This is a genomic window from Phreatobacter cathodiphilus (assembly GCF_003008515.1).
In the GTDB taxonomy this organism is placed as follows: Bacteria; Pseudomonadota; Alphaproteobacteria; order Rhizobiales; family Phreatobacteraceae; genus Phreatobacter; species Phreatobacter cathodiphilus.
The window spans coordinates 1926854-1948469 of record NZ_CP027668.1 but is presented as its reverse complement, the minus strand read 5'-3'; the positions used below and the strand labels follow the sequence as shown (position 1 = coordinate 1948469).

Below are 21616 nucleotides of genomic sequence, written 5' to 3'. Positions count from 1 at the left end.
GATGTGAGCGTCACGCTGAAGCCGCTGACACCCGATCTCTGGTCATCGCTGGAGGCACTGTTCGGCCGGAACGGCGCCCATGGTGGCTGCTGGTGCATGTACTGGCGCATTCCCGGACCGAGGAAGGCCTGGGCGGATGCCTGCGGCGCGCCGAACCGGGACGCCTTTGCTGCCGTGGTCGCGGAGGGGCCGCCGCCGGGGCTGATCGCCTTCCGCGGCGACGAGCCGGTGGGCTGGGTGGCGCTGGGGCCACGCAGCGCCTATCCGCGGTTCAATGCGGCGCGGACCGCGGCACCGCTTGACCCCTGCGACGCGACGGATGACCGCGTCTGGGTCATCACCTGCTTTTTCGTGCGCGCGAGCGCCCGGCGCGGCGGCCTGATGCGCACGCTGATCACCGGCGCCGCCGACTTCGCCCGCCGCAGCGGGGCCGATCGGCTGGAAGCCTGTCCCATCGACACGACACGCGACCTCGCCTGGGGCGAGGGCTATGTCGGCATCGGCTCGGCTTTCCGCGCGGCGGGATTTGCCGAGGTGGCGCGGCGGACGCCGACGAGGCCGCTCATGCAGCTCGACCTCGCACTCCGCCAGCCATGAGCCTCGCGAGCCACCTGTTCTTCTACCTGTCCAAGATCCTATGGTGGTTCGCAGCACCGTCGAACCTGCTGATGGCGCTCATCCTCGCCGGTGCACTGCTCCTGTTCACGCGCTGGGCGCGGGGAGGGCGGCGGCTGGTGCTGTCGGCGGCGCTCGGCCTGCTCGTCTGCGGCGTGTCACCGCTCGGCGTCTGGCTCGCCCGCCCCTTGGAGAACCGGTTCCCGCTGCCGCCCGAGGACATGCCGGCGCCGACCGGCATTCTCGTGCTCGGCGGGTCGATGGACCAGGTGACCAGCGCCGCGCGCGGACAGCCGACCATCGGCGCGGCACCGGGACGGCTCACCGAGGCGGTGACGTTGGCGCGGCGCTTTCCGTCCGCGCGGCTCGTCTTCACCGGCGGGTCTGCGACCCTGCTCGGCGAGGAGCCGGCCGACGAGGCGGGCGCGGCCGAGGCGCTGTTCCGGCGGCTCGGCGTCGACCCCGGCCGGATCACCCTTGAACGCGAGAGCCGCAACACCTTCGAAAACGCCGTGCTGACGAAGGCCATCGTGCAGCCGAAGCCGGGCGAGACCTGGTTGCTCGTCACCTCCGCCTGGCACATGCCGCGCTCGGTCGGCATCTTCCGGCAGGCGGGCTGGCAGGTCGTGGCCTATCCGACCGATTACGAGACACGGGGCCGGCCGCGCGAGCTCTGGCGGCCGATCCTTCCCGTCAGCCGCGGCCTCGACCTCGTCGACCGGATGACGCGGGAATGGCTCGGGCTCGCCGCCTACAGGCTGGGCGGGCGCACGGACACGCTGTTTCCTGGCCCCTGAGGCGTCAGTCCTGACGGGGGACGGTGAGGCGGTAGACGCCGCGGAAGTCGGCGGGGTCGACCGGCTTGCCCTTGCGCAGGATGACGAGCCGCCCCTCCATCGCCAGCGCCACGGCGGCCCGCCGGGCCGGCTGCATCAGCGTGTGCCAGTCGGTGCCGCGGGCGGCGGCCACGTGCTTGGCGGCCTCCGAGGGGCAGATGGACTTGTCCGGCCCGCGCGCCTGCGCGAGTTGCAGGATCGCAGCCTCGAGGTCTGAATCGGTCTTGGTCATGGCGCCGTCATGCACCAAGCCGCGACGGGCGTCGAGCCTCTGCGGCACCGGACGGAAACGAAGCGCGGCGATCTTCCGGCCATGAGCCGTCCCGCCTTTCTCCGTGCCGCCATGGCCGTCCTGCTGCTTCTCACGGCCCCCGCCGCGCGGGCCTTCGAGAGCGGCCGGCCCTTTCTCGACATGCTCGACCCGCCTGTCCTCGCGGCCCTCGAGGGCAGGGGCTTCGGCTTCGGCGCTGCGCTGGGGGAAAAGGGCGATGCGAGCAACGCGGCGCTGCAGGCGGCGAGCCCCGCCTGGCGGCAGCTCACGCAGACCGTATCCTCTGACATCGGGGAGCTGCGGCGGGCGATGGAGGCGACGGGCCGCCGCCTCTACGAGGTGACCGACGGCAACGTCGGACGGGTGTTCGAGACGGCCTGGCTGACCTCGCCGACGGCGCGGTTCGGCCTCGCCGGTGTCGTGCTGCGCCTCGACCGCCAGGACTTTGCGGATCCGGCGCGGCGGGAGGCGACCTGCGGCGAGGTCAGGCTCGTCTACCGGCTCGCCTACCGTTTCCAGCGCGGCGGGCGTGTCTATGCCTCGCGCATGCCCTTCTCGATCAACGTGGTGCACGACCTGCCGCGGCCCCCCGACGGCTGCGGGGTGCTCGCCCGCCGCTTCCGCGTGCCGGAGGGGCGCGCGGGGGCGGAGGCGCGCGCGGCCTGGCTCGCGGAGGGGCCGCTGGCCGGGGCGCGCGGCCTGCCGCGGCAGATCGAGATCAATGCCCAGATCGTCCGCTTTCCCTCCGGCATGGAGACGACCTTCGGCGGCCAGGCCGCCTATCTCATGCGGGTCTTCTCGGTGGAGGGCGAGGGCGGGGTGCGCCTCGTCGAAAAGGGGCTGGAGAACACGCCGGACGTCGCGCGGCTGCAGGGCGATGCGGTGCTGCGGGCCGACCTCGCCCGTTTCCTCGCCGAGCAGGCCGTGGCGGTCGACGGCGGCGTGCATCTGCTGCCGGAGCGGTTCCTCGCCACCCGGGCGCTGTCCTACTCCACCTACGGCTCGGCGCGGCTCGCCAACCGCCCCTATGCGCAGATCTTCGGGGCTGCCGGCGAGGCCTTCTCCGGCCTCGACTTCGCCGGGATGACGACCGCCGCGAGCCCGGCCGGGTTCATCGAGCGGCTCGACGCCGGCACCTGCCAGGGCTGCCACCAGAGCGGCGCCACCGCCGGCTTCCATCTCATCGGTGAGGACGAGCGGACGATGGCGCCGGTCAACCGCGTTCTCGTCGGCTATTCGCCGCACTTTTTCGCCGAGCGGCCGCGCCGCGCCGCCTATGCCGAGGCGCTGGCGGAGGACCGCGCGCCGAACCGCTACCGGCCGCTGCCGCTCAGCCCGCCGGCGCGCTGGGAGGGGGAGGGGGTTCCGGCCTTCCTGCCCGCGGGGCTCGGCCAGGCCTGCCTGCCCGCCAGCCAGCGCCGCCACATCGCGGCGGGCTTTGCCTGCGAGGGACGCGCCGCCTGTTCCGAACTCGCGCAGACCGCCGCCGTCGGCGTCGCCTACGGCCAGTGCGTGCTGAACGAGAAGCGCGACGAATTTTCCGGCCAGGCCTGCCTCACCGGCCGCATCACCACCACCGATCCGGCGCGCCCATGGCTCGACCGCTTCGCCGTCACCGGCCAGATCAACAGCCGCGCGGCCCGCATCAACGCCCGCGACCATACTTGCCGGCCGCCGGTTGGCGGCGCCCCGGCGGGCCTGGCCTATCGCCAGTGCGACGAGACGGACCGGCGCTTCGCCGCCTTCCGGCCCGGCCAGGCGCCGCCGAACGAGATTTGCGGCTTCGCGGGAGGGCGGGCCTTCGACATCTGCGTCGCCACCAACGACTTCGCCAACTGCCTCGGCGGCTCCATCGTGCGGGGCATGCGGGCGACCTGTTCGGCGGAGCGGCTCTGCCGCGAGGACTTCATGTGCCAGGCACTGCCGGCGGATCTGCCGGAGGTCGGCCGCGTCGCCGGGCTCGGCTATTGCTCGCCGACCTACTTCCTCTTCCAGATGCGCCTCGATGGCCATCCGGACCCGCGCCGGCGGAGCTAGATCACCGCCTGGCGGCTTTCGGAGAAGAACTGGCGGCGGTAGAGCACGGCGAAGACGGCCGTGGTCGCCACCATGAAGACGGCCGGCCCCGCGAACCAGCCGAGATAGCCGAGGGCGAAGAAGAAGGCGCGCTGGCCGCGGTTGAAATGGGCGGCGGCGATGGTGTTCATCCGCGCCGCGCGGCCGGCCATGGCCTCGGCCTCGGCGGAGTTGCGGCGCTCGCCCTCCGGCGTCGCGCCGATGAGAATGGCGCAGTAGTTGAACAGCCGGTAGGCCCAGCCGAACTTGAAGAAGGCATAGACGAAGATCACCATCAGGCCCGCCAGCTTGATCTCCCATTGCTCGCGCGACCCGGCATGGCCGAAGGAGAGCGACTGGACGACTTCCAGCGCCCGGTCCGAGGCGTTGATCAGACCGAGGCAGGCGCCGACCGCCAGAAGCGAGGTGGAGGCGAAGAAGGACGAGCCCTGCTGCAGGGTCATGTTGATCTGCGTGTCGACGATGCGGTTGGGGCGCACCAGCATCTCGGCCATCCAGCGCCGGCGATATTCGGCCATGGTGGCGGTGAGGCCGCGGCGCCTGCCACCCCAGACCTCCACCAGCCAGGCATAGGCGGCCCAGGCGAGCGCGAAATAGCCGAAGGCGAGGCCGTCGAGGAGGGTCATGCCGAACATGGACGATCGGTAGCAAGGGAGTGGCACCGACGTCCACCCGTCTGCCGTCCGTCGGGTGTCCGAGCCCGGCGGCATGGTGCTAGTGTCGCGGCTCGCAATGCCGGAGGATTCCATGCCGCAGACCATCACCAAGGGCTACAAGGCCCTGATCGACGAGGCCAATGCCGCCGTCGAGACGCTGACCATCGAGCAGGCCAAGGCCCTGCACGGGCGCGACGACGTGGTCTTCGTCGACATCCGCGACCCGCGCGAACTGGAGCGCGACGGCAAGGTGCCCGGTGCCTTCCACTGCACCCGCGGCATGCTGGAGTTCTGGATCGACCCGGAAAGCCCCTATGCCAAGCCGCAGTTCCAGGAGGACAAGAAGTTCGTCTTCTTCTGCGCCGGCGGGATGCGCTCGGCGCTGGCGGCCAAGACGGCGCAAGACATGGGCCTGAAGCCCGTCGCCCATGTCGAGGGCGGCTTCGGCGCCTGGAAGAAGACCGGCGGGCCGGTGGAGGAATGGGCGCCCAAGCCGAAGGCGTGAGGGCGATCCATCAGCCGATCACATGAGAGGATCACGAAGCTTGGCTGGAAGGGCTGCCGCCGCAACCGCATGATGCGCCTCTCCCGCGGAGGCGCTGATGAAGCTCGTGATCGGCAACAAGGCCTATTCGTCCTGGTCCTTCCGGCCCTGGATCCTGATGACGGTCCTCGGCATTCCCTTCGAGGAGGAGCTCGTTCCGCTCTACCGGGAGGGGTCGGCCGAGGCCATCCGCCGCGTCTCGCCGGGCGGCAAGGTGCCGGCCCTGATCGACGGCGACGTCGTCGTCTGGGAAAGCCTCGCCATCATCGAATATCTCGCCGACCGTTTCCCCGGGCGGGGGATCTGGCCGGCGGAGACGGCCGCCCGGGCCCATGCGCGGGCGCTGTCGACCGAGATGCATGCCGGCTTCCAGGCCTTGCGCAACCGCTGCCCGATGAACGTGCGCCGGGCGCCGAAGGCCGTGGCTCTCGGCCCGGAGGTCGAGGCCAATGTGGCGCGCATCGTCTCGGGCTGGGCGGAGGCGCGCGAGCGGTTCGGCTCGGGCGGGCCGTTCCTCTACGGCGCCTTCTCGGCCGCCGACGCCATGTATGCGCCGGTCGTGTCGCGCTTCCACGCCTATGCCGTGCCGGTGCCGCAGTCCGCGCGCGCCTATATGGACGCGGTCATGGCCCTTCCCGCCTGGAGCGCATGGGTCGCGGCTGGAGAGGCGGAGCCCTGGCACCTCGCCGATAGCGACGATGTGACGTGAGCTGCGACCCGGATGGGCCCATGATGGCCGCAGGGAACGCCATCATGACACCTCCAACCTCCACCCGCCGGTCCGTCTTCGCCCTCGCTCTCGCCGTCTTCGGCCTCGCCGGCGGCCCCGCCGCGGCCGCCGAGCTCCGGGTCATGGCGACCGGAGCCTCGAAGGAGGTCGTCCAGCGCCTCGCGGACCTGTTCCGGGCCCGCAGCGGTCACAGCGTCTCCCTCGTCGCCGACACGGCGGGCGGGGTCCGGCGGCGCATCGAGGCAGGCGAGGCGGCCGACGTCGTGGTGGCGACGCCGGTGGTGATCGATGCCCTCGTTGCCGCGGGTCGTCTCGCCGCGGGCTCTCGCTACGATCTCGCCCGGACCGGGATCGGCATCGGCATCGCCGAGGGCGCGCCGGTGCCCGCCATCGCCACTGTGGACGATATCCGCCGGCTCATCCTCGCCTCCCGCGGCGTCGCCTATGTCGATCCGGCGGGCGGCGGCACCAGCGGCATCTATTTCGTCCAGCTCGCCGAGCGGCTGGGGCTGAAGGACGCACTGGCGGCGCGGGCCCGGCCGCAGATGGGCGGCTATGTCGCCGAGCGCGTGGCGAAAGGCGAGGCGGACGTGGTGTTTCACCAGATCAGCGAGATCATGCCGGTGCAGGGCGTGCGCATGATCGGCCCGCTGCCGGCGGAGGTCCAACTGACGACGACCTATTCGGCGGGCCTTGCCGCGACCCCGGCCACGCCCGAGGCGGCGCGGGCCTTTCTGGCGCTGATGCGGACGCCGGAGGCGGCGGCCATCATCCGCGCGGCCCATATGGAACCGGCGGCGCCCTGACCTTTGGCCGGCCCTCCGCCACTCCGCCCGGATGACAGGTCATCCGGGCCGCGCTAACCAAGGCGTCCCGCAGCCCCTCGCCGGAGCCGTGACGCCTTGGCCATCCTGAAGTCATCGTTCAACGCCGCGACGCCCGATGCACGGGCCAATGCCGAGTCCTGGGCCGCGATCATCGCCGACCTGCAGGCCAAGCGCGCCGAGGCCGCGCTCGGGGGCAACGAGAAGAGCCGCCAGCGCCACGTCGCCCGCGGCAAGCTCCTGCCCCGCGACCGGGTCATGGGGCTGCTCGACCCCGGCTCGCCCTTCCTCGAACTGTCGCAACTCGCCGCCAACGGCATGTACGGCGAGGCCATCCACGGCGCCGGCGTCATCACCGGCATCGGCCGGGTGGAGGGACGCGAGGTGATGATCGTCGCCAACGATTCCACCATCAAGGGCGGCACCTACTATCCGATGACGGTGAAGAAGCACCTGCGCGCCCAGGAAATCGCGCTGCAGAACCGGCTCCCTTGTGTCTATCTCGTCGATTCCGGCGGGGCCAACCTGCCGCACCAGACCGAGGTGTTCCCCGACCGCGAGCATTTCGGCCGCATCTTCTTCAACCAGGCGAACCTGTCGGCCGCCCGCATCCCGCAGATCGCCGTGGTGATGGGTTCCTGCACCGCCGGCGGCGCCTATGTGCCCGCCATGTCCGACGAGACGGTGATCGTGCGCCGCCAGGGCACGATCTTCCTCGGCGGGCCGCCGCTGGTGCGCGCCGCCACCGGCGAGATCGTGACGGCCGAGGATCTCGGCGGTGCCGACGTCCATGCCCGCCAGTCCGGCGTCGCCGACCACTACGCCGTGGACGACGGGCATGCTCTGGCCATCGCCCGGCGCATCGTCGCCAACGTCAATTCGGTGAAGACCATCGACATCGCGCTCGCCGAACCGCGCGAGCCGAAATACGACCCGGCAGACCTCGAGGCTCTGGTTCCGACCAACCTCAAGACCCAGTACGACATCCGCGAGGTGATCGCCCGGCTGGTCGACGGCTCCGAGTTCGACGAGTTCAAGGCGCTCTACGGCACGACGCTGGTCACCGGCTTTGCGCGCCTGCACGGCATGCCCGTCGGCATCATCGCCAACAACGGCATTCTGTTTTCCGAAAGCGCGCAGAAGGGCGCCCATTTCATCGAGCTGTGCTGCCAGCGGCGCATTCCGCTGCTGTTCCTGCAGAACATCACCGGCTTCATGGTGGGCCGGCAGTTCGAGGCCGGCGGCATCGCCAAGGACGGGGCGAAGCTCGTCACGGCGGTCGCCTGTGCCCAGGTGCCGAAGATCACGCTGCTGGTGGGGGGAAGCTACGGTGCCGGCAATTACGGCATGTGCGGGCGGGCCTATTCGCCCCGCTTCCTCTTCACCTGGCCGAATTCGCGCATCTCGGTGATGGGCGGCGAGCAGGCGGCGAGCGTGCTGGCGACCGTCAAGCGCGAGAATTTCGAGGCCGAGGGCAAGGACTGGAGCGCCGAGGAGGAAGAGGCCTTCAAGGCGCCGATCCGCGCGAACTACGAGGCGGAGGGCCACCCTTACTATGCGACAGCGCGTCTCTGGGACGACGGCATCATCCTGCCGTCCGAGACCCGGCGGGTCTTGTCGCTGGCGCTGAGCGCGTGCCTCAATGCGCCGGTGCCGGAGACGAAGTTCGGCGTGTTCCGGATGTAATCGAGGGCCATCGCGCGGCGTTTTTCAGGACGCACTCGCGCCATGCAGCGCAGCCGCTCGCCTGATCCGCTGGGAGCCGGCTAGTCTCGTCCCCACAAGGGCCGGCGAACGGCCCGCATGAGGGACGAAACGCATGAGCACCCCTGAACCCGCCGCCTTGGTCACCGGCGGCTCCCGCGGCATCGGCGCGGCCATCGTGAAAAAGCTGCTGGCACGCGGGCTTTCCGTGGTCATTCTCGATCGCGAGGCCCCGGCTGAGTCCTCCGCCGCGCGCTTCGTCCAGTGCGACCTCACCGACCTCGCGGCGACTCAAGCAGCGCTGGCCGCCATCACCGCCACAAACGCCATCCTCTGGCTCGTCAACAATGCCGGCATCGCCGCCCCCGCGACGCTGGAGGAGACGACGCTGGAGGATTTCGACAGGGTCGTCGCCATCAACCTGCGCGCCTGCATCCTCGCCGCGCAGGCGGCGCTGCCGGCCATGAAGGCGGCGGGGCAGGGGCGGATCGTCACCATTTCCAGCCGGGCGGCGCTCGGCAAGGAGCTGCGCACCGCCTATTCCGCCACCAAGGCGGGGGTCATCGGCCTCACCCGCACCTGGGCGCTGGAGCTCGCGCCGCATGGGATCACGGTGAACGCCATCGGTCCCGGGCCGATCGAGACGGAGCTGTTCAAGTCGGCCAATCCGCACAATTCGCCGCGCACCCAGGCGATCATCCGCGGCGTGCCGGTGCAGCGGCTCGGGCAGCCCGAGGACATCGCCCACGCCGCCGATTTCTTCCTGTCGGAGGGCGCGAGCTTCGTGACGGGGCAGGTGCTGTACGTGTGCGGCGGGATGACGGTGGGCGTGGCGCCGATCTGAGGGGAGATGCGCCCTCAGGAGGAGCGTCCCAGACGGGAAGCGAGGTCAGGCAGCCGGTCCCACTCCCCCCGGATCACCGCCTCTTTCTTGGCGCGGCTCCAGCCCTTCAACTGTCGCTCGAAGGCGATGGCGTCGATGATGCGGTCGAACGCGCCGGACCAGACAAGCGTCACCGGCAGCCGCGCGGCCGTATAGCCGTCATGGAGACCCTGCTGATGCTCGGACAGGCGCCTCGCCACATCCTCTCCGCGGGTCGAGCCGACATAGGAGGACCCGTCGGAACAGCGCAGGATGTAGACGAAGGCGCGCATGAGGCGATCATCGCGGCAGATGCGCTCGGGGGCAATCTGCTTGCACGACGCAAGTGCGTCCTTCGAGGCTCGCCTTCTGCGATGCTGCGCATCGCAGCGGCTCGCACCTCAGGATGAGGAGGGGCGTGAATTGCATCCGGCCGGACGGCCTGTTGAGGGCATGCGGGCCATCCCTTTCGACGCTGATGCCAGTCCCGATCCCCCTCATCCTGAGGTGCGAGGCCCGGCGATGCGACAGCATCGGCCGGCGACGAGCTTCGAACGACGCACTTGGGTCATGCAGGGCGCAGACGCGCCGATCTAGGCGACCACCGGCCAGGCCTTCTGCGCCGGCCTGAGCTTCTCCATCGCCGCACAGAGCCGCATCACCCCCGCGTCGTCGAACCGGTGGCCGGTGACCTGCACGCCGATGGGGAAGCCCGTCGCGTCATAGCCCCAGTTGACGCTCGCCGCCGGCTGTTCGGAGAAATTCTGCGCCACGGTGAAGGGGATGTGCTCCAGCGCCCGGCGCGGGTCGTCGGTGGGGGAGTGGGCCTCGGCCGCATAGTTCACCGGGCAGGTGCAGGGCGAGAGCAGGACATCAAAACCCTGGATCGCCTTCGTGGCGGCCTCGCGCATGGCCTGTACGGCGAGGAAGCCGCTCATGACGTCGTCGCCGGTGAAGGCGCCGGCGCGCCAGGTCGCCCACTCGACGATATAGGGCAGGACGCGCGCCTTCTCGGCTGCCGAGAGCCGCGCCACGTCGCCATAAGAGCGGGCCTCGAAGAAGCGGCAGATGCCGTCGAGCATGGCTTCGGTGAGATAGCCCGCGACCGGCGTGACGATGGCGCCCTCCGCCGCGAGCGCCGCCGCCGCCGCCTCCACCGCCCCGACGATGGCGGGATCGGCGGGCAGGCCCGCCGGCATGGCCGTCATGACGCCGACCTTCAGGCCCTTGAGGTCGAGGCCGCCGAGGTCCGCCGCGAAGTCCTGGCCGTCATAGGGGAGGCTCGCATAGTCGCGCGGGTCGGGCCGCGAAATGACGTTCATCAGCAGCGCGCCATCCTCCACCGTGCGGGTCATGGGTCCTGCGACGCGGCCGAGGAAGGGCGGGTGGATCGGCACGCGGCCATAGGAGGGTTTGAGCCCGAACAGGCCGCAATGGGCGGCCGGCAGGCGGATCGAGCCGCCGATGTCGGTGCCGATATGCAGCGGACCATAGCCGGCCGCCGCCGCGGCGCCGGCGCCGGAGGACGAGCCTGCGGGATTCTTCGTCAGGTCCCAGGGGTTGCGGGTGACGCCGTGCAGCGAGGAGAGCCCCGAGGACATCATGCCGAAATCCGGCATGGTGGTCTTGCCGAGGATGACGCAGCCGGCCTCGCGCAGGCGCGCGGGTACCGGCGTGTCCTCCGCCCGCGGGGTCATGTCGGCGATGGGCACGCCGATGGGGGCAGGGTCGCCCTTCGTGCCGATGTTTTCCTTCACCGTCACCGGCACGCCGTCGAGGGCGGAGAGCGGCGCGCCCGCGGCCCAGCGCGTCTCCGCCGCCTTCGCCGCCGCCAGCGCGGCGTCCGACGAGACGATGTACATGGCGTTGAGCGCGGGCTCGCAGGCCTCGATACGGGCGAGGACGGCGCGCGTCACCTCAACCGGCGAAAGGCTCTTCGCCGCATAGGCTTCGGACAGGGCGGCGGCGGAAAGGTCGGCGAGATGTGGCATGGGGCACCCGGTGGCATTCGCGCCACCTTCGGCCCGGCCCGGGTGCTTTGCCAAGATGCGCGGCGCGCGCAAGCGCCATGCGATCCGTCTCCGGCCTCAGCCGTCGCCGAGGGGATTGATGTCGCCGACCACGCTCAGGAGATCAGCGAAGGTGAAACGCCCATCGACGGGGCCGATGCCGGAAGGGGTCCATTGCGGCGTCGCCGAGAGGTAGGACTGCGGATCGCCGGCGACGAGGCCGACGAAGACCTCCGCGACGATGGTCTTGCCGACGGGTCCGAGATGCTCGCCCCTGCCGAGCTGTTCGGCCTCTTTCAGGATGTAGTACCAGAGCGGCGTGTGGTCGATCAGGCGGTTGGCGGCGGCGACCGCACCGTCCGGCCCGGAGGAGAGCTGCGCCTTGGTGAGCGGCTTCACCTTCATGTGGGCGGCGATCGTCTGCCCCGAGGGCAGGCCGAGCAGCACGCCGCGCTTGAGGTTGCGGAACGCCAGATTGCCCTCGCGCCCGGCCGGGAAGCCGGGCAGCGTGTGGAGCGTCGGAATGAGGAACGGGTCGATCTTGCGGGCGACGTTGAACTCGAAGTTCGGCGTGCCCTTGGGGGTGCCGAGCTCGTGGAAGCGGCGCCAGTCGATCACCCAGTTGCTGGGAAGGGTCGCCATGCCGGGCAGGCCCGCCGGGAACGGGCCTTCGAAGAGGATGCGCCCACCGATACCGCCGGACTTGGCGGTGAAGTGGAACAGGAGCGGCAGGGTTGCCACCGTGGCGCCGCCCGGCCGGAAGACGATATTGTGGCTGTAGCCCTCGCGGATCATGCTGTGCCCGAAGCGGTAGGCGGCGGCGGAAAACTCCACCGGCATGAAGGGCCGTGACCGGAACCGGTAGAACTTCCGCCCCTCGTTCAGAATGCGGGCGGTGATCCCGGGTTCGCCGGTCAGCAGTTCCAGGAATTCGTGCAGGACCATCCACTGGTAGTGCCACGTCACGGTGCGGCGGGCCTCCAGGAAGAGGCGGTCGTCCGCCACGGTTCCGCGCAGCTTGTCGACGACGTGGTTGTGGAACTTGAGGAAGGCGAGATGGGTCTGCGCGACGATCAGGTTCTCGTCGTTGCGCGGATCGCCGATCAGGGCATGGCCTTCGGGACCGCGAGGCAGGTCACCGCCTTCGATGTCCGGAAATGTCCCCGGTGTGATCAGCTTGTCGCTTTCCGTGGCCAGGCCGAGCACGAACTTGTTGCCGATGAAGCCGAGCTTCTGCTCGCGGTGATAGAGATGCGGCATGACGTCGGGACCGAGCCCGTAGAGGCTGTCGAGATCGACACGCGGCGTGCGGAAATTGGTCTTGCCACTCCTGTCGGCGCGCTTCTCGGCGAGCGGCGTCACGTCGAGGGTGACGTCGTGGTCGATGAACTGGCCGAAATAGGTGATGCCGGCGGGAATCTTGGAATTGCCGCCGGGACTGCGGGGATCGGCATCCTTCATGGCGTTGGCCAGTGCCTCGAGCGCATCGTCCGAGGCGGTCAGCGGTGGCAGGCCTTCGAACATCCGGCCGAACAGGCCGGGGTCGGTATTGGCGGGCGATTGCAGGGAGAGCGGGGTCGGCTGGCGACCGGGCAGGCCATGCTGGATGGTCATGGGTCATCTCCGGAACACAGGCGGAAAGGCGGCTCGATGGCCCTGATGGACAGAGGCAGCCAGCCGCTCGCGCGCTGCCGCACGCGAAAGGCCAGTGTCGTCGGTTGCTCAAACCAGGGATAGCGCCATTATAGAATGCAACTTTAAGTTATTTGCAAGAGGGTCTGCAACCAGGGTTGTCCCGACCATCCGACGCATTGGCCCAAGGCCGCGAAGCGGCTAGCCTCGTCGTCCGATCACTGGTCAGATTGCGGGTGTTTCATGCTGTCCTCCGTTCTCATCGCCAACCGCGGCGAGATCGCCGTCCGCGTCATGAAGACGGCGAAGCGCCTGGGCCTGAGGACGATTGCGGTCTATTCGGAGGCGGATGCTGGCGCGATGCACGTGCGCATGGCCGACGAGGCCTATTGCATCGGCCCGGCGGCGGCGCGGGAGAGCTACCTCGTCATCGAGAAGATCATCGCCGTGGCGAAACAGGCGAAGGCCGAGGCGATCCATCCGGGCTACGGCTTTCTCTCCGAGCGCGCCGAATTCGCCGAGGCCTGCGCCGAGGCCGGCATCGTCTTCGTCGGCCCGCCCGCCTCGGCCATCCGCGCCATGGGCCTGAAGGACGGCGCGAAAGCCCTGATGCAGAAGGCCGGCGTGCCGGTGGTGCCGGGCTATCACGGCGCCAACCAGGAGCCGAAATTCCTGAAGGAGAAGGCCTACGAGATCGGCTACCCCGTGCTCATCAAGGCGGTCGCCGGCGGCGGCGGCAAGGGCATGAAGCGCGTCGACAAGGCAGTAGATTTTGATGAAGCGCTTGCCTCTGCTCAGCGCGAGGCTCAAGGAGCGTTCGGCGATCCGCGGGTGCTGATCGAGAAATACGTGCTGTCGCCCCGCCATATCGAGATCCAGGTCTTCGGCGACAGCCATGGGAACGTCGTCCACCTGTTCGAGCGCGACTGCTCGCTGCAGCGCCGCCATCAGAAGGTGATCGAGGAGGCCCCGGCCCCCGGCATGCCCGCCGCGATGCGCGAGGCCATGGGTCGCGCGGCGGTGGAGGCGGCAAAGGCGGTCGGCTATGTCGGCGCGGGAACGGTGGAGTTCATCGCCGACGGGTCGCAGGGGCTGCAGCCCGACCGGTTCTGGTTCATGGAGATGAACACCCGCCTGCAGGTGGAACACCCGGTCACCGAGTCGATTACCGGGCAGGATCTGGTGGAGTGGCAGCTCCGGGTGGCCTCGGGGGAGCGGCTGCCGCTCTTGCAGGAGAACCTTTCCATCGAAGGCCATGCGGTGGAGGCGCGGCTCTATGCCGAGGACCCGGAAAAGGGCTTCCTGCCCTCGACCGGCAAGCTGCACGCGCTGGAGTTCGGTTCGGCGGAGGGTGTGCGCATCGATACGGGCGTGGAAGAGGGCGCGGAGGTCTCCCCCTACTACGACCCGATGATCGCGAAAATCATCGCCCATGGCGCGACCCGCGACGAGGCGCTGGACCGGCTGGGTGCGGCGCTGGCCGCGACGGTGGTGGCGGGTCCGCGCACCAATGTGCGGTTCCTGAAGGCGCTGACCGAGGCGCAGGGATTTCGCGAGGGGGATTTCGACACGGGTTTCATCGACCGGAACGTCGAGGCGTTGGGGGCGGTGCCGCAGCCGATGGATGCGAGGGCGGCGGCTGTGGGGGTGTTGCGGCTGATTCAGGGCGACCTCAAGCGATTGAATCAGACGGGCATCGACTTTCGAGAGAGCCCTTGGGAACCGGCTCATGCGGACGGATTTCTGCTTTCCAACGATCCCTGGAAGCGCAAGTTGGCCGTCGTCGTTGACAGCGAAACCCAGAATGCAGTTGTGACGTGGTCGCAATCGGGTCCCGCCGTGGTGTTCGGGACTGGTGCTCCGGTTACCCCCGCCGCGCCGACGCTATATGGCTTCGGCCCGCTCTTCGACTTCATCTATGCGGGCGACAAGGTGTCCTATCCCTGTGACTCCAAGCTCGTATCCGCAGGTGACCGCGTCTTCGTCATCCGTAACGGCCGCCAGACCGAGGTTCGCGCCTTCGATCCGCTCGATGTCGACCTCGACCATCTCGACGGCGGCGGGTCGGTGAAGGCGCCGATGCACGGCAAGGTCGTGCAGGTCTTCGTCGAGGCGGGACAGCAGGTGGCCAAGGGCGACCGCATCGCCGTCATCGAGGCGATGAAGATGGAGCACACGCTGGTGGCACCCTCCGACGGCACGGTCACCATGGTGGCGGTGCTGGCCGGCGAGCAGGTGGCCGAGGGCGCGCCGGTGGCCTCCATCGAGGCGGCCGAGGCGCAGGCGGCGTGAGGGCGGTGATTCTGGTCGGCGAGCGCCCTGCACCGCCCAAGTGCGTCCTTCGAGGCTCGCCCCATCATCGAGCGAACGCGGGATGCGTTCGCGTCTCGCCAGGGCTCGCACCTCAGGATGAGGAGGGGAGTGCATGGCATCTGTGTGGATGAGGCGTCGGCGCCGCGCGTCCAGCCCGGATGGTGCAAGTCTCCCTCCTCTTCATCCTGAGGTGCGAGGCCCCGGCGATGCGTCCAGCATCGTCCGGAGCCGCGCCTCGAAGGACTCACTTGCCCGCTTGCAGTCTTCTTGGCGTTACGGAGTGGCCTTCCTCGCCCTCGCGGCCTTGCTCGCCGCCACCCACGCCTCCGCCTGCCAGTGCTTCAACTTCTCCCGCGCCGAGATCGTGCAGCGCGCCGACATCGTCTTCGAGGGCACGGTGGCGGCGGTCACCGTGGCGCGCGGCCAGGTGCAGGCGACCATCGACGTGCAGCGGCTGGAGAAGGGCCCGGACCTCACCTCCATCACCCTGCTGACGCCGGCGAGCGCGGCGGCCTGCGGCGTGTCGTTCCGGGTGCCGCAGCGGGTGATCGTCGCGGCGCGGCGGGACGGGCGCGTCTGGCGCACCGACCTCTGCATGGCGCTGGCGCTCCGGCCGCTGCCCTTTGTCCCCAGCCGCTGACGCCGCGGCCCTTGGGGCGGCGCACCCACCGCGCTAGATTGCCGACATGACCCTGCACCTCATCAAGCTCTGCGTCGGCGCCGACTCCGTCGAGGATTTGCAGCAATGGGTCGACTGGCGCATCAAGAGCTTCGGCGAGCAGGTCCACACCACCCGGATGCAGCCGAAGCGGGCCGGCGAGATCATCGGCGAGGGCTCGCTCTACTGGGTGATCAAGGGGCAGGTGCTCTGCCGCCAGAAGCTGCTGGGCGTGCGCCCCTTCACCGACGGCGAGGGCATTTCGCGCTGCGACCTCATCCTCGAGCCGGTCATCCACCGGGTGCAGCCCCGCCGCAAGGGGCCGTTCCAGGGCTGGCGCTATCTCGCCGCCGCGGATGCGCCGCCGGACCTCGATTCCGGCGCCACCAAGGGAATGCCGCCGGAGCTGGCGAAGGAACTGGCAGAGCTGGGGCTGCTCTGACCGGCAGCGTCACACCGCGATATTGTCGATGAGCCGCGTCTGGCCCAGCCTTGCGGCCACCAGCAGGCGCCAGGGCACGCCGGGGCGCGGCTCTCCCAGATCGTCGGCGGCGCGCAGTTCCAGATAGTCGAGGTCGAAACCGGCGGCGGCGATGGCTGCGCGGCCCTTCGCCACGGCCGCGGCGGGATCTCCGCCGAGCGCTGCCGCAACCTCCTGGAGAATGCGGTGGAGGGCGGGGGCCTTCGCCCGCTCGTCGGGGGAGAGGTAGACGTTGCGCGAGGACATGGCGAGGCCGTCCGCCTCGCGCAGTGTCGGGGAGCCGATCACCTCGACGGCCAGGTCGAGGTCGGCCGTCATGCGGCGGATGACGGCGAGCTGCTGGAAATCCTTTTCGCCGAAGACGGCGACGTCGGGGGCGACCTGCGTGAACAGCTTGGCGACGATGGTGGCGACGCCGGCGAAATGGAAGGGGCGGGAGGCGTCCTCCAGACCCACGGCCGCGGGGCCCTCGACCTTCACGGTGGTGGCGGCGCCGGGCGGGTACATGGTCGCGACGGCGGGCGCATAGACAGCCTCGGCGGCGACCGCCGCGAGCGTGCGAAGATCCGCCTCGAAGGTCCTGGGATAGGCCGTAAAATCCTCCGTAGGCGCGAACTGGGTGGGGTTCACGAAGATCGACACCACCACCCGGTCGGCGTGGCGCCGCGCGGTCTCCACCAGCAAGACGTGGCCGGCATGGAGGGCGCCCATGGTGGGCACCAGCGCGACCTTCAGGCCCTCGGCGCGCCAGCCGGCGACGCGGGCGCGGATCTCGTCGATGGTCCTTGCGACGGCGGGGGTCTCATCGCTCATGCACGTCTCCAAAGAGGTCAGGCCTCGTCGTCGTCGGGGTCGGGCCGCGTCATCCACCAGATCACCAACATGGCGACGGGAATCCAGGCGATGCCGGCCAGGGCGTAGAAGACCGGCTCGCCCACGGGTCCGAAGCGACGGACGGCGTTGTGCATGATCGCCATCACCACCAGGGCGTAGAACACCACCCAGATGAGGAGCAGGACCGTGCCGACGAGTTTGCGGGTGCGTTGACGCATGCGTGACCACCGGGCGGGGTTGCCGCCTTGCCGGGCGGGAGGGGAGGGCTATATCTCGGCCGGTACGCTCATCACAAGCTGGAGGATCGCCGCATGACGGCGCCAGCGGACCTTTCGTCCCGCCCCGACACCGACCGCGCCATCCGCCTCTGGCTGCTCGCCGTGGCCGCTCTCGTCTTCGCCATGGTGGTGGTGGGCGGGGCGACGCGGCTCACCGATTCCGGCCTTTCGATCACCGAATGGAAGCCGGTGACCGGCGCCCTGCCGCCGCTGACGGCGGCGCAATGGGCGGAGGAGTTCGCCAAGTACCGGGCAAGCCCGCAGTACCAGGCCATCAACCAGGGCATGAGCCTCGGCGACTTCCAGTTCATCTACTGGTGGGAATGGGGCCACCGCTTCCTCGGCCGGCTGGTGGGCGCGGCCATGCTGCTGCCCTGGCTCTACTTTGTGGCGCGCGGACGCATGTCGGCGCGGCTCGCCGCCGGCACCTTCGCCATCGGCCTGCTCATGGGCCTGCAGGGTTTCGTCGGCTGGCTGATGGTGGCCTCGGGCCTCCGGCCCGGCATGGTCTATGTGGCGCCGCTGAAGCTGATGTTCCACCTGTCGCTCGCCTGCCTCATCTTTGCGCTGCTGGTCTGGACGGCGCTGAGGCTGATGCCGGAGCGGCGTCGCGAGCCGGTGTCGGACGCGGTGCGCCGCGGCGGCATCGCCGTGCTGGCGGTGCTGGCGCTGCAGATCGCCCTCGGCGCGCTGGTCGCCGGCAACAAGGCGGGGATGCGGTTCAACGACTGGCCGCTGATGGACGGCGCGTTGGTGCCGCCCATGGCCGTGCTCTTCGACAAGCCGAGCGTCTTCGAGGCCTTCATCGATTCCCTGGCGCTCGTGCAGTTCAACCACCGCCTCGTCGCTTATGGGCTGTTGGGGCTGGCGCTCTGGCACTTGCTGGCGGCGCGCGGCACGGCCTATGGCAAGGGCGCCACGGTGCTGTTCGGGCTGATCGCGGCCCAGGCAGTGATCGGCATCGTCACGCTGATGCTGGTGGTGCCGCTCTGGGCGGGGCTGCTGCACCAGGGCTTCGCCGTGCTGGTGCTGGGCCATGCGCTGTCGCACGTCTTCGCGCTGACCCGCGCGCCGCGGATCGCGGGGCTGCCGGCGGGGCGCGCGGTTCCGGCGGAGTAGGGGGACGGCGTCTTGCAGTGAGCGAGTGCGTCCTTCGAGGCTCGCCGCCGGACGATGCTGACGCATCGCCGGGGCTCGCACCTTAGGATGAGGGGGTTGGGCGTCTGGCAGAACCGTTTCGCTGCGACAGCCGTGCTGCAGGTCTCCACATCCTCATCCTGAGGTGCGAGCCTGAAAGGCGAGCCTCGAAGGACGCACTGGCGACGTGCAGCAATCGTTCGAGTGGGCAAACCACTCGGTCATCATGCCCGGCACGAGGCCGGGCATGATGGATGTTGAAGCTCTGGCTTCACACCGCTCCCAGCGCCTTTTCCAAGTCGGCGATGATGTCGGCCGGGTCCTCGATGCCGATGGAGAGGCGCACCACCTCGGGCCCGGCACCGGCCACCGTCTTCTGCTCGTCCGACAGCTGGCGATGCGTCGTCGAAGCCGGGTGGATGATCAGCGAGCGGGTGTCGCCGACATTGGCGAGGTGCGAGAAGAGCTGCACCTCCGACACCAGTTTCACGCCGGCGTCGAAGCCGCCCTTGAGGCCGAAGGTGAAGACCGCGCCGGCGCCCTTCGGTGAGTATCTCTTCGCCAGGGCATGGCCCTTGTCGCCGGGAAGGCCGGGATAGGACACCCAGGCGACCTTCGCATGGGTCGAGAGGAATTCGGCCACCTTCTGGGCATTGGCGCAGTGGCGCTCCATGCGCAGCGGCAGCGTCTCGATGCCGGTGAGGATCTGGAAGGCGTTGAAGGGCGAGAGCGCCGGGCCGAGGTCGCGCAGGCCGAGCACGCGGGTGGCGATGGCGAAGGCGAAATTGCCGAAGGTCTCGGCGAGGACGATGCCGCCATATTCCGGGCGCGGCGAGGTCAGGAAGGGGTAACGGCCCGACTTGATCCAGTCGAAGGAGCCACCGTCGACGATCACGCCGCCGATGGAATTGCCGTGGCCGCCGAGGAACTTGGTGGCGGAATGGACGATGATGTCGGCGCCGTGCTCGAAGGGGCGGATGAGGTAGGGGGTCGCCAGCGTATTGTCGACGATGAGCGGCAGGCCGTGCTTCTTCGCGATCGCCGAGATGGCGGCGATGTCGGTGATCTCGCCGGCCGGATTGGCGATGCTCTCGATGAAGATCGCCTTGGTCTTCGGCGTGATGGCGCGCTCGAAGGAGGACACATCGTCCTGGTCGGCCCAGACAACGTTCCAGTTGAAGCTCTTGTAGGAGTGGTTGAACTGGTTGATCGAGCCGCCATAGAGCTTCTTCGAGGCGACGAACTCGTCACCCGGCTGCAGCAGGGCGTGGAAGACGAGGAATTCCGCCGCGTGGCCGGAGGCGACCGCGAGGGCCGCCGTGCCGCCTTCGAGGGCCGCCACGCGCTCCTCAAGCACCGCGTTCGTGGGGTTGCCGATGCGCGTGTAGATGTTGCCGAAGGCCTGGAGCCCGAACAGCGAGGCGGCGTGGTCGACGTCGTCGAAGACGAAGGAGGTCGTCTGGTAGATCGGCGTGGCGCGGGCACCCGTGGTCGGGTCGGGCTGGGCGCCGGCATGAACGGCGAGGGTCGCGAAACCGGGGGCGCGATCGGCCATGGGTGTCCTCCTTGGGGTGCCGCCCTGCGGCTGGCTTGATTGACGAACGAGATGTTCGTTTTACCGAACGCCGGAGGACAGGGTCAAGGAAAGAGAATTTTCTTTTCCGCGGCTCAGGGAGACGAGCGGTTTTCCGCGTGACGCCTCACCGCGGTCAATCGCCACCCTGAAAGGTCTGCCTCAGGCCGAGCTTCTGGAACTTGCCGGACTTGAGCTGGGGCGCGCGCTTGGAGGAAATCGTGCGGGAATTGACGCCCATCCAGGAGATTTCGGAGGAGAGCCGGCCGAGTTCGATCTTCGGGCAGCGATCCATCACCACTTTCAGGCCCGCCGCCTCGGCCTTCGCTGCGGCCTCGTCGTTGCGGACGGAGAGCTGCATCCAGACGACCTTCGGGCGAACGGGCAGGGCGAGGGCCTCGTCGACGATGGCGCCGGCCGCTTCGGAATTGCGGAAGATGTCGACCATGTCGACGGGTTCGGGAATGTCGGCGAGACGGCCGTAGACCCGGCAGCCGAGGATCTCCTGTCCCGCCAGGCCCGGATTGACCGGGTGGACGCGGTACCCGCGGTCGAGGAGATATTTGAGCACGAAATAGCTCGGGCGCACGGCATTGGCCGAGGCGCCGACCATGGCGACGACCTTCACCTCGCCGAGGATCGCCCGGATATGGGCGTCGGGATAGCTGTCGTGGTTCACCGGTCTTCCCATCGCGGCTGGCGCTTGGCGAGGGTGGCGCCGATGCCCTCCTCGGCGTCGCGGGCGAGCATGTTCTCCACCATCACGGCGCTCGCATGGTCATAGGCGTCGGAGAGGCGCAGGCCCATCTGGTCGTAGAAGGCCCGCTTGCCGATCTTCACCGTCAGCGTCGACTTGGCGGCGATGCGGGCCGCCAGCGCCTGCGCGGCTTCCAGTTCCTCGCCAGCGGGAACCACGCGGTTGACCAGGCCCATGCGCAGGGCCTCCTCGGCCGGGATCATGTCGCCGAGCAGCAGCATTTCCATGGCGTGCTTGGGCGCGACGTTGCGGGAGAGCGCCACCATGGGTGTCGAACAGAACAGGCCGATATTGACGCCCGGCGTGCAGAACCGCGCCGCGGTTGAGGCGACGGCGAGGTCGCAGGTGGCGACGAGCTGGCAGCCGGCGGCGGTGGCGAGGCCCTGCACGGCGGCGATCACCGGCTGGGGCAGGGCGACGATCTGCTGCATCATGGCCGAGCAACGGCCGAGGATGTCGGTGAAATAGGCACGGCCGCGGTCCGGATCGACGCGGCGGGCGGTCATTTCCTTGAGGTTGTGGCCGGAGGAAAAACAGGGGCCGACGGCGGTGAGCACCACGGCGCGCACGGAGCGGTCCGCGGCAAGGGCGGCGAAGGTGGCGGAAAGGGCGGCGAGCATCGCCTCCGACAGCGCGTTGCGGCTCGCGGGATCGTCGAGGGTCAGCGTCGTCACGCCGTCGCGGTCGTCGCGACGGAGGATGGGGCCGGGTGCCAGGGCAAGCGCGTTCATCGCCATCCGCCTTTCGCAAGAGGAGCGGGCGCGACTGTCGCCCGCTATCGTCGCCATCGCAAGGCGGCCGAACGACCGCGAGCCTGACGGATGCC

The 21616-nt window shown here is 69.5% G+C and carries 22 protein-coding genes; 12 read left to right on the top strand and 10 right to left on the bottom strand.

The window, feature by feature from the left end; all coding sequences use genetic code 11:
- Positions 1-3 precede the first annotated feature (3 nt).
- Complete coding sequence (locus C6569_RS09535) at positions 4-597, top strand: GNAT family N-acetyltransferase (RefSeq protein WP_146144769.1); 594 nt, start codon at positions 4-6, stop codon at positions 595-597.
- Positions 594-1412, top strand: a complete 819-nt coding sequence (locus C6569_RS09530) for a YdcF family protein (RefSeq protein WP_342750266.1) — start codon at positions 594-596, stop codon at positions 1410-1412. The genes C6569_RS09535 and C6569_RS09530 overlap by 4 nt, the downstream gene beginning before the upstream one ends.
- 4 nt (positions 1413-1416) lie before the next feature.
- Here the strand turns inward: C6569_RS09530 and C6569_RS09525 are convergent, their stop codons facing one another.
- Positions 1417-1683: a DUF3253 domain-containing protein gene (locus C6569_RS09525; protein ID WP_106748621.1), complete on the bottom strand. Its 267-nt coding sequence runs from the start codon at positions 1681-1683 to the stop codon at positions 1417-1419.
- An 81-nt stretch (positions 1684-1764) separates the two neighbouring features.
- Here C6569_RS09525 and C6569_RS09520 point away from each other — a divergent pair, with 81 nt between their 5' ends.
- Entirely contained in the window at positions 1765-3759 is a 1995-nt protein-coding gene (locus C6569_RS09520) for a hypothetical protein (RefSeq protein ID WP_146144768.1), read from the top strand.
- Here C6569_RS09520 and C6569_RS09515 read toward each other — a convergent pair.
- Positions 3756-4433 (bottom strand): DUF599 domain-containing protein, encoded by a 678-nt coding sequence (locus tag C6569_RS09515; protein WP_106748619.1) that lies wholly within the window; start codon positions 4431-4433, stop codon positions 3756-3758. The genes C6569_RS09520 and C6569_RS09515 overlap by 4 nt on opposite strands.
- 112 nt (positions 4434-4545) lie before the next feature.
- On the opposite strand from C6569_RS09515, the gene C6569_RS09510 reads away from it, so the two are divergent.
- The 5 genes from C6569_RS09510 to C6569_RS09490 all read left to right on the top strand — a co-directional run bounded on the left by C6569_RS09510 (position 4546) and on the right by C6569_RS09490 (position 9100).
- Positions 4546-4959 carry a rhodanese-like domain-containing protein gene (locus tag C6569_RS09510; protein WP_106748618.1) on the top strand — a complete coding sequence of 138 codons (414 nt, stop codon included), beginning with the start codon at positions 4546-4548 and terminating at the stop codon, positions 4957-4959.
- A 97-nt stretch (positions 4960-5056) separates the two neighbouring features.
- Complete coding sequence (locus C6569_RS09505; protein WP_106748617.1) at positions 5057-5707, top strand: glutathione S-transferase family protein; 651 nt, start codon at positions 5057-5059, stop codon at positions 5705-5707.
- Positions 5708-5751: 44 nt separating this feature from the next.
- A complete protein-coding gene (locus tag C6569_RS09500) occupies positions 5752-6534 on the top strand; it encodes a molybdate ABC transporter substrate-binding protein (protein WP_181313973.1) in 783 nt (260 codons plus the stop codon).
- 96 nt (positions 6535-6630) lie between these two features.
- Positions 6631-8238, top strand: coding sequence for a carboxyl transferase domain-containing protein (locus tag C6569_RS09495; protein WP_106748615.1), 1608 nt, complete (start codon positions 6631-6633; stop codon positions 8236-8238).
- 133 nt (positions 8239-8371) lie between these two features.
- On the top strand, positions 8372-9100 hold the full coding sequence (locus tag C6569_RS09490) for an SDR family NAD(P)-dependent oxidoreductase (protein ID WP_106748614.1): 729 nt from the start codon (positions 8372-8374) through the stop codon (positions 9098-9100).
- A gap of 14 nt (positions 9101-9114) precedes the next feature.
- Here the strand turns inward: C6569_RS09490 and C6569_RS09485 are convergent, their stop codons facing one another.
- From C6569_RS09485 to C6569_RS09475, 3 genes are all read right to left on the bottom strand, one after another.
- Positions 9115-9411, bottom strand: a complete 297-nt coding sequence (locus C6569_RS09485; RefSeq protein WP_106748613.1) for a GIY-YIG nuclease family protein — start codon at positions 9409-9411, stop codon at positions 9115-9117.
- A gap of 300 nt (positions 9412-9711) precedes the next feature.
- Positions 9712-11109, bottom strand: a complete 1398-nt coding sequence (locus C6569_RS09480) for an amidase (protein WP_106748612.1) — start codon at positions 11107-11109, stop codon at positions 9712-9714.
- Positions 11110-11205: 96 nt separating this feature from the next.
- The gene (locus C6569_RS09475; RefSeq protein ID WP_106748611.1) at positions 11206-12741 is read right to left on the bottom strand and encodes a peroxidase family protein; all 1536 of its coding nucleotides are present in this window, start codon (positions 12739-12741) and stop codon (positions 11206-11208) included.
- 261 nt (positions 12742-13002) lie between these two features.
- Here C6569_RS09475 and C6569_RS09470 point away from each other — a divergent pair, with 261 nt between their 5' ends.
- The 3 genes from C6569_RS09470 to C6569_RS09460 all read left to right on the top strand — a co-directional run bounded on the left by C6569_RS09470 (position 13003) and on the right by C6569_RS09460 (position 16172).
- A complete protein-coding gene (locus tag C6569_RS09470) occupies positions 13003-15051 on the top strand; it encodes an acetyl-CoA carboxylase biotin carboxylase subunit (RefSeq protein ID WP_106748610.1) in 2049 nt (682 codons plus the stop codon).
- Positions 15052-15352: 301 nt separating this feature from the next.
- Positions 15353-15712: a hypothetical protein gene (locus C6569_RS09465; RefSeq protein WP_106748609.1), complete on the top strand. Its 360-nt coding sequence runs from the start codon at positions 15353-15355 to the stop codon at positions 15710-15712.
- A 46-nt stretch (positions 15713-15758) separates the two neighbouring features.
- Positions 15759-16172, top strand: a complete 414-nt coding sequence (locus C6569_RS09460; RefSeq protein ID WP_106748608.1) for a DUF1489 family protein — start codon at positions 15759-15761, stop codon at positions 16170-16172.
- 9 nt (positions 16173-16181) lie between these two features.
- Here the strand turns inward: C6569_RS09460 and panC are convergent, their stop codons facing one another.
- Together panC and C6569_RS09450 are read right to left on the bottom strand one after the other, a co-directional pair.
- Positions 16182-17024, bottom strand: coding sequence for a pantoate--beta-alanine ligase (gene panC, locus C6569_RS09455; protein ID WP_106748607.1), 843 nt, complete (start codon positions 17022-17024; stop codon positions 16182-16184).
- 17 nt (positions 17025-17041) lie between these two features.
- Entirely contained in the window at positions 17042-17263 is a 222-nt protein-coding gene (locus C6569_RS09450) for a DUF2842 domain-containing protein (protein ID WP_106748606.1), read from the bottom strand.
- A 93-nt stretch (positions 17264-17356) separates the two neighbouring features.
- Here C6569_RS09450 and C6569_RS09445 point away from each other — a divergent pair, with 93 nt between their 5' ends.
- A complete protein-coding gene (locus C6569_RS09445) occupies positions 17357-18442 on the top strand; it encodes a COX15/CtaA family protein (protein WP_106748605.1) in 1086 nt (361 codons plus the stop codon).
- 289 nt (positions 18443-18731) lie between these two features.
- Here C6569_RS09445 and C6569_RS09440 read toward each other — a convergent pair whose 3' ends face one another.
- From C6569_RS09440 to C6569_RS09430, 3 genes are all read right to left on the bottom strand, one after another.
- Complete coding sequence (locus C6569_RS09440) at positions 18732-20015, bottom strand: O-acetylhomoserine aminocarboxypropyltransferase (RefSeq protein ID WP_106748604.1); 1284 nt, start codon at positions 20013-20015, stop codon at positions 18732-18734.
- Between the two features lie 154 nt (positions 20016-20169).
- The gene (locus C6569_RS09435; RefSeq protein ID WP_106748603.1) at positions 20170-20712 is read right to left on the bottom strand and encodes a CoA-binding protein; all 543 of its coding nucleotides are present in this window, start codon (positions 20710-20712) and stop codon (positions 20170-20172) included.
- Positions 20709-21521: an enoyl-CoA hydratase gene (locus C6569_RS09430; protein ID WP_425440706.1), complete on the bottom strand. Its 813-nt coding sequence runs from the start codon at positions 21519-21521 to the stop codon at positions 20709-20711. The genes C6569_RS09435 and C6569_RS09430 overlap by 4 nt, the downstream gene beginning before the upstream one ends.
- Between the last annotated feature and the right edge of the window lie 95 nt (positions 21522-21616).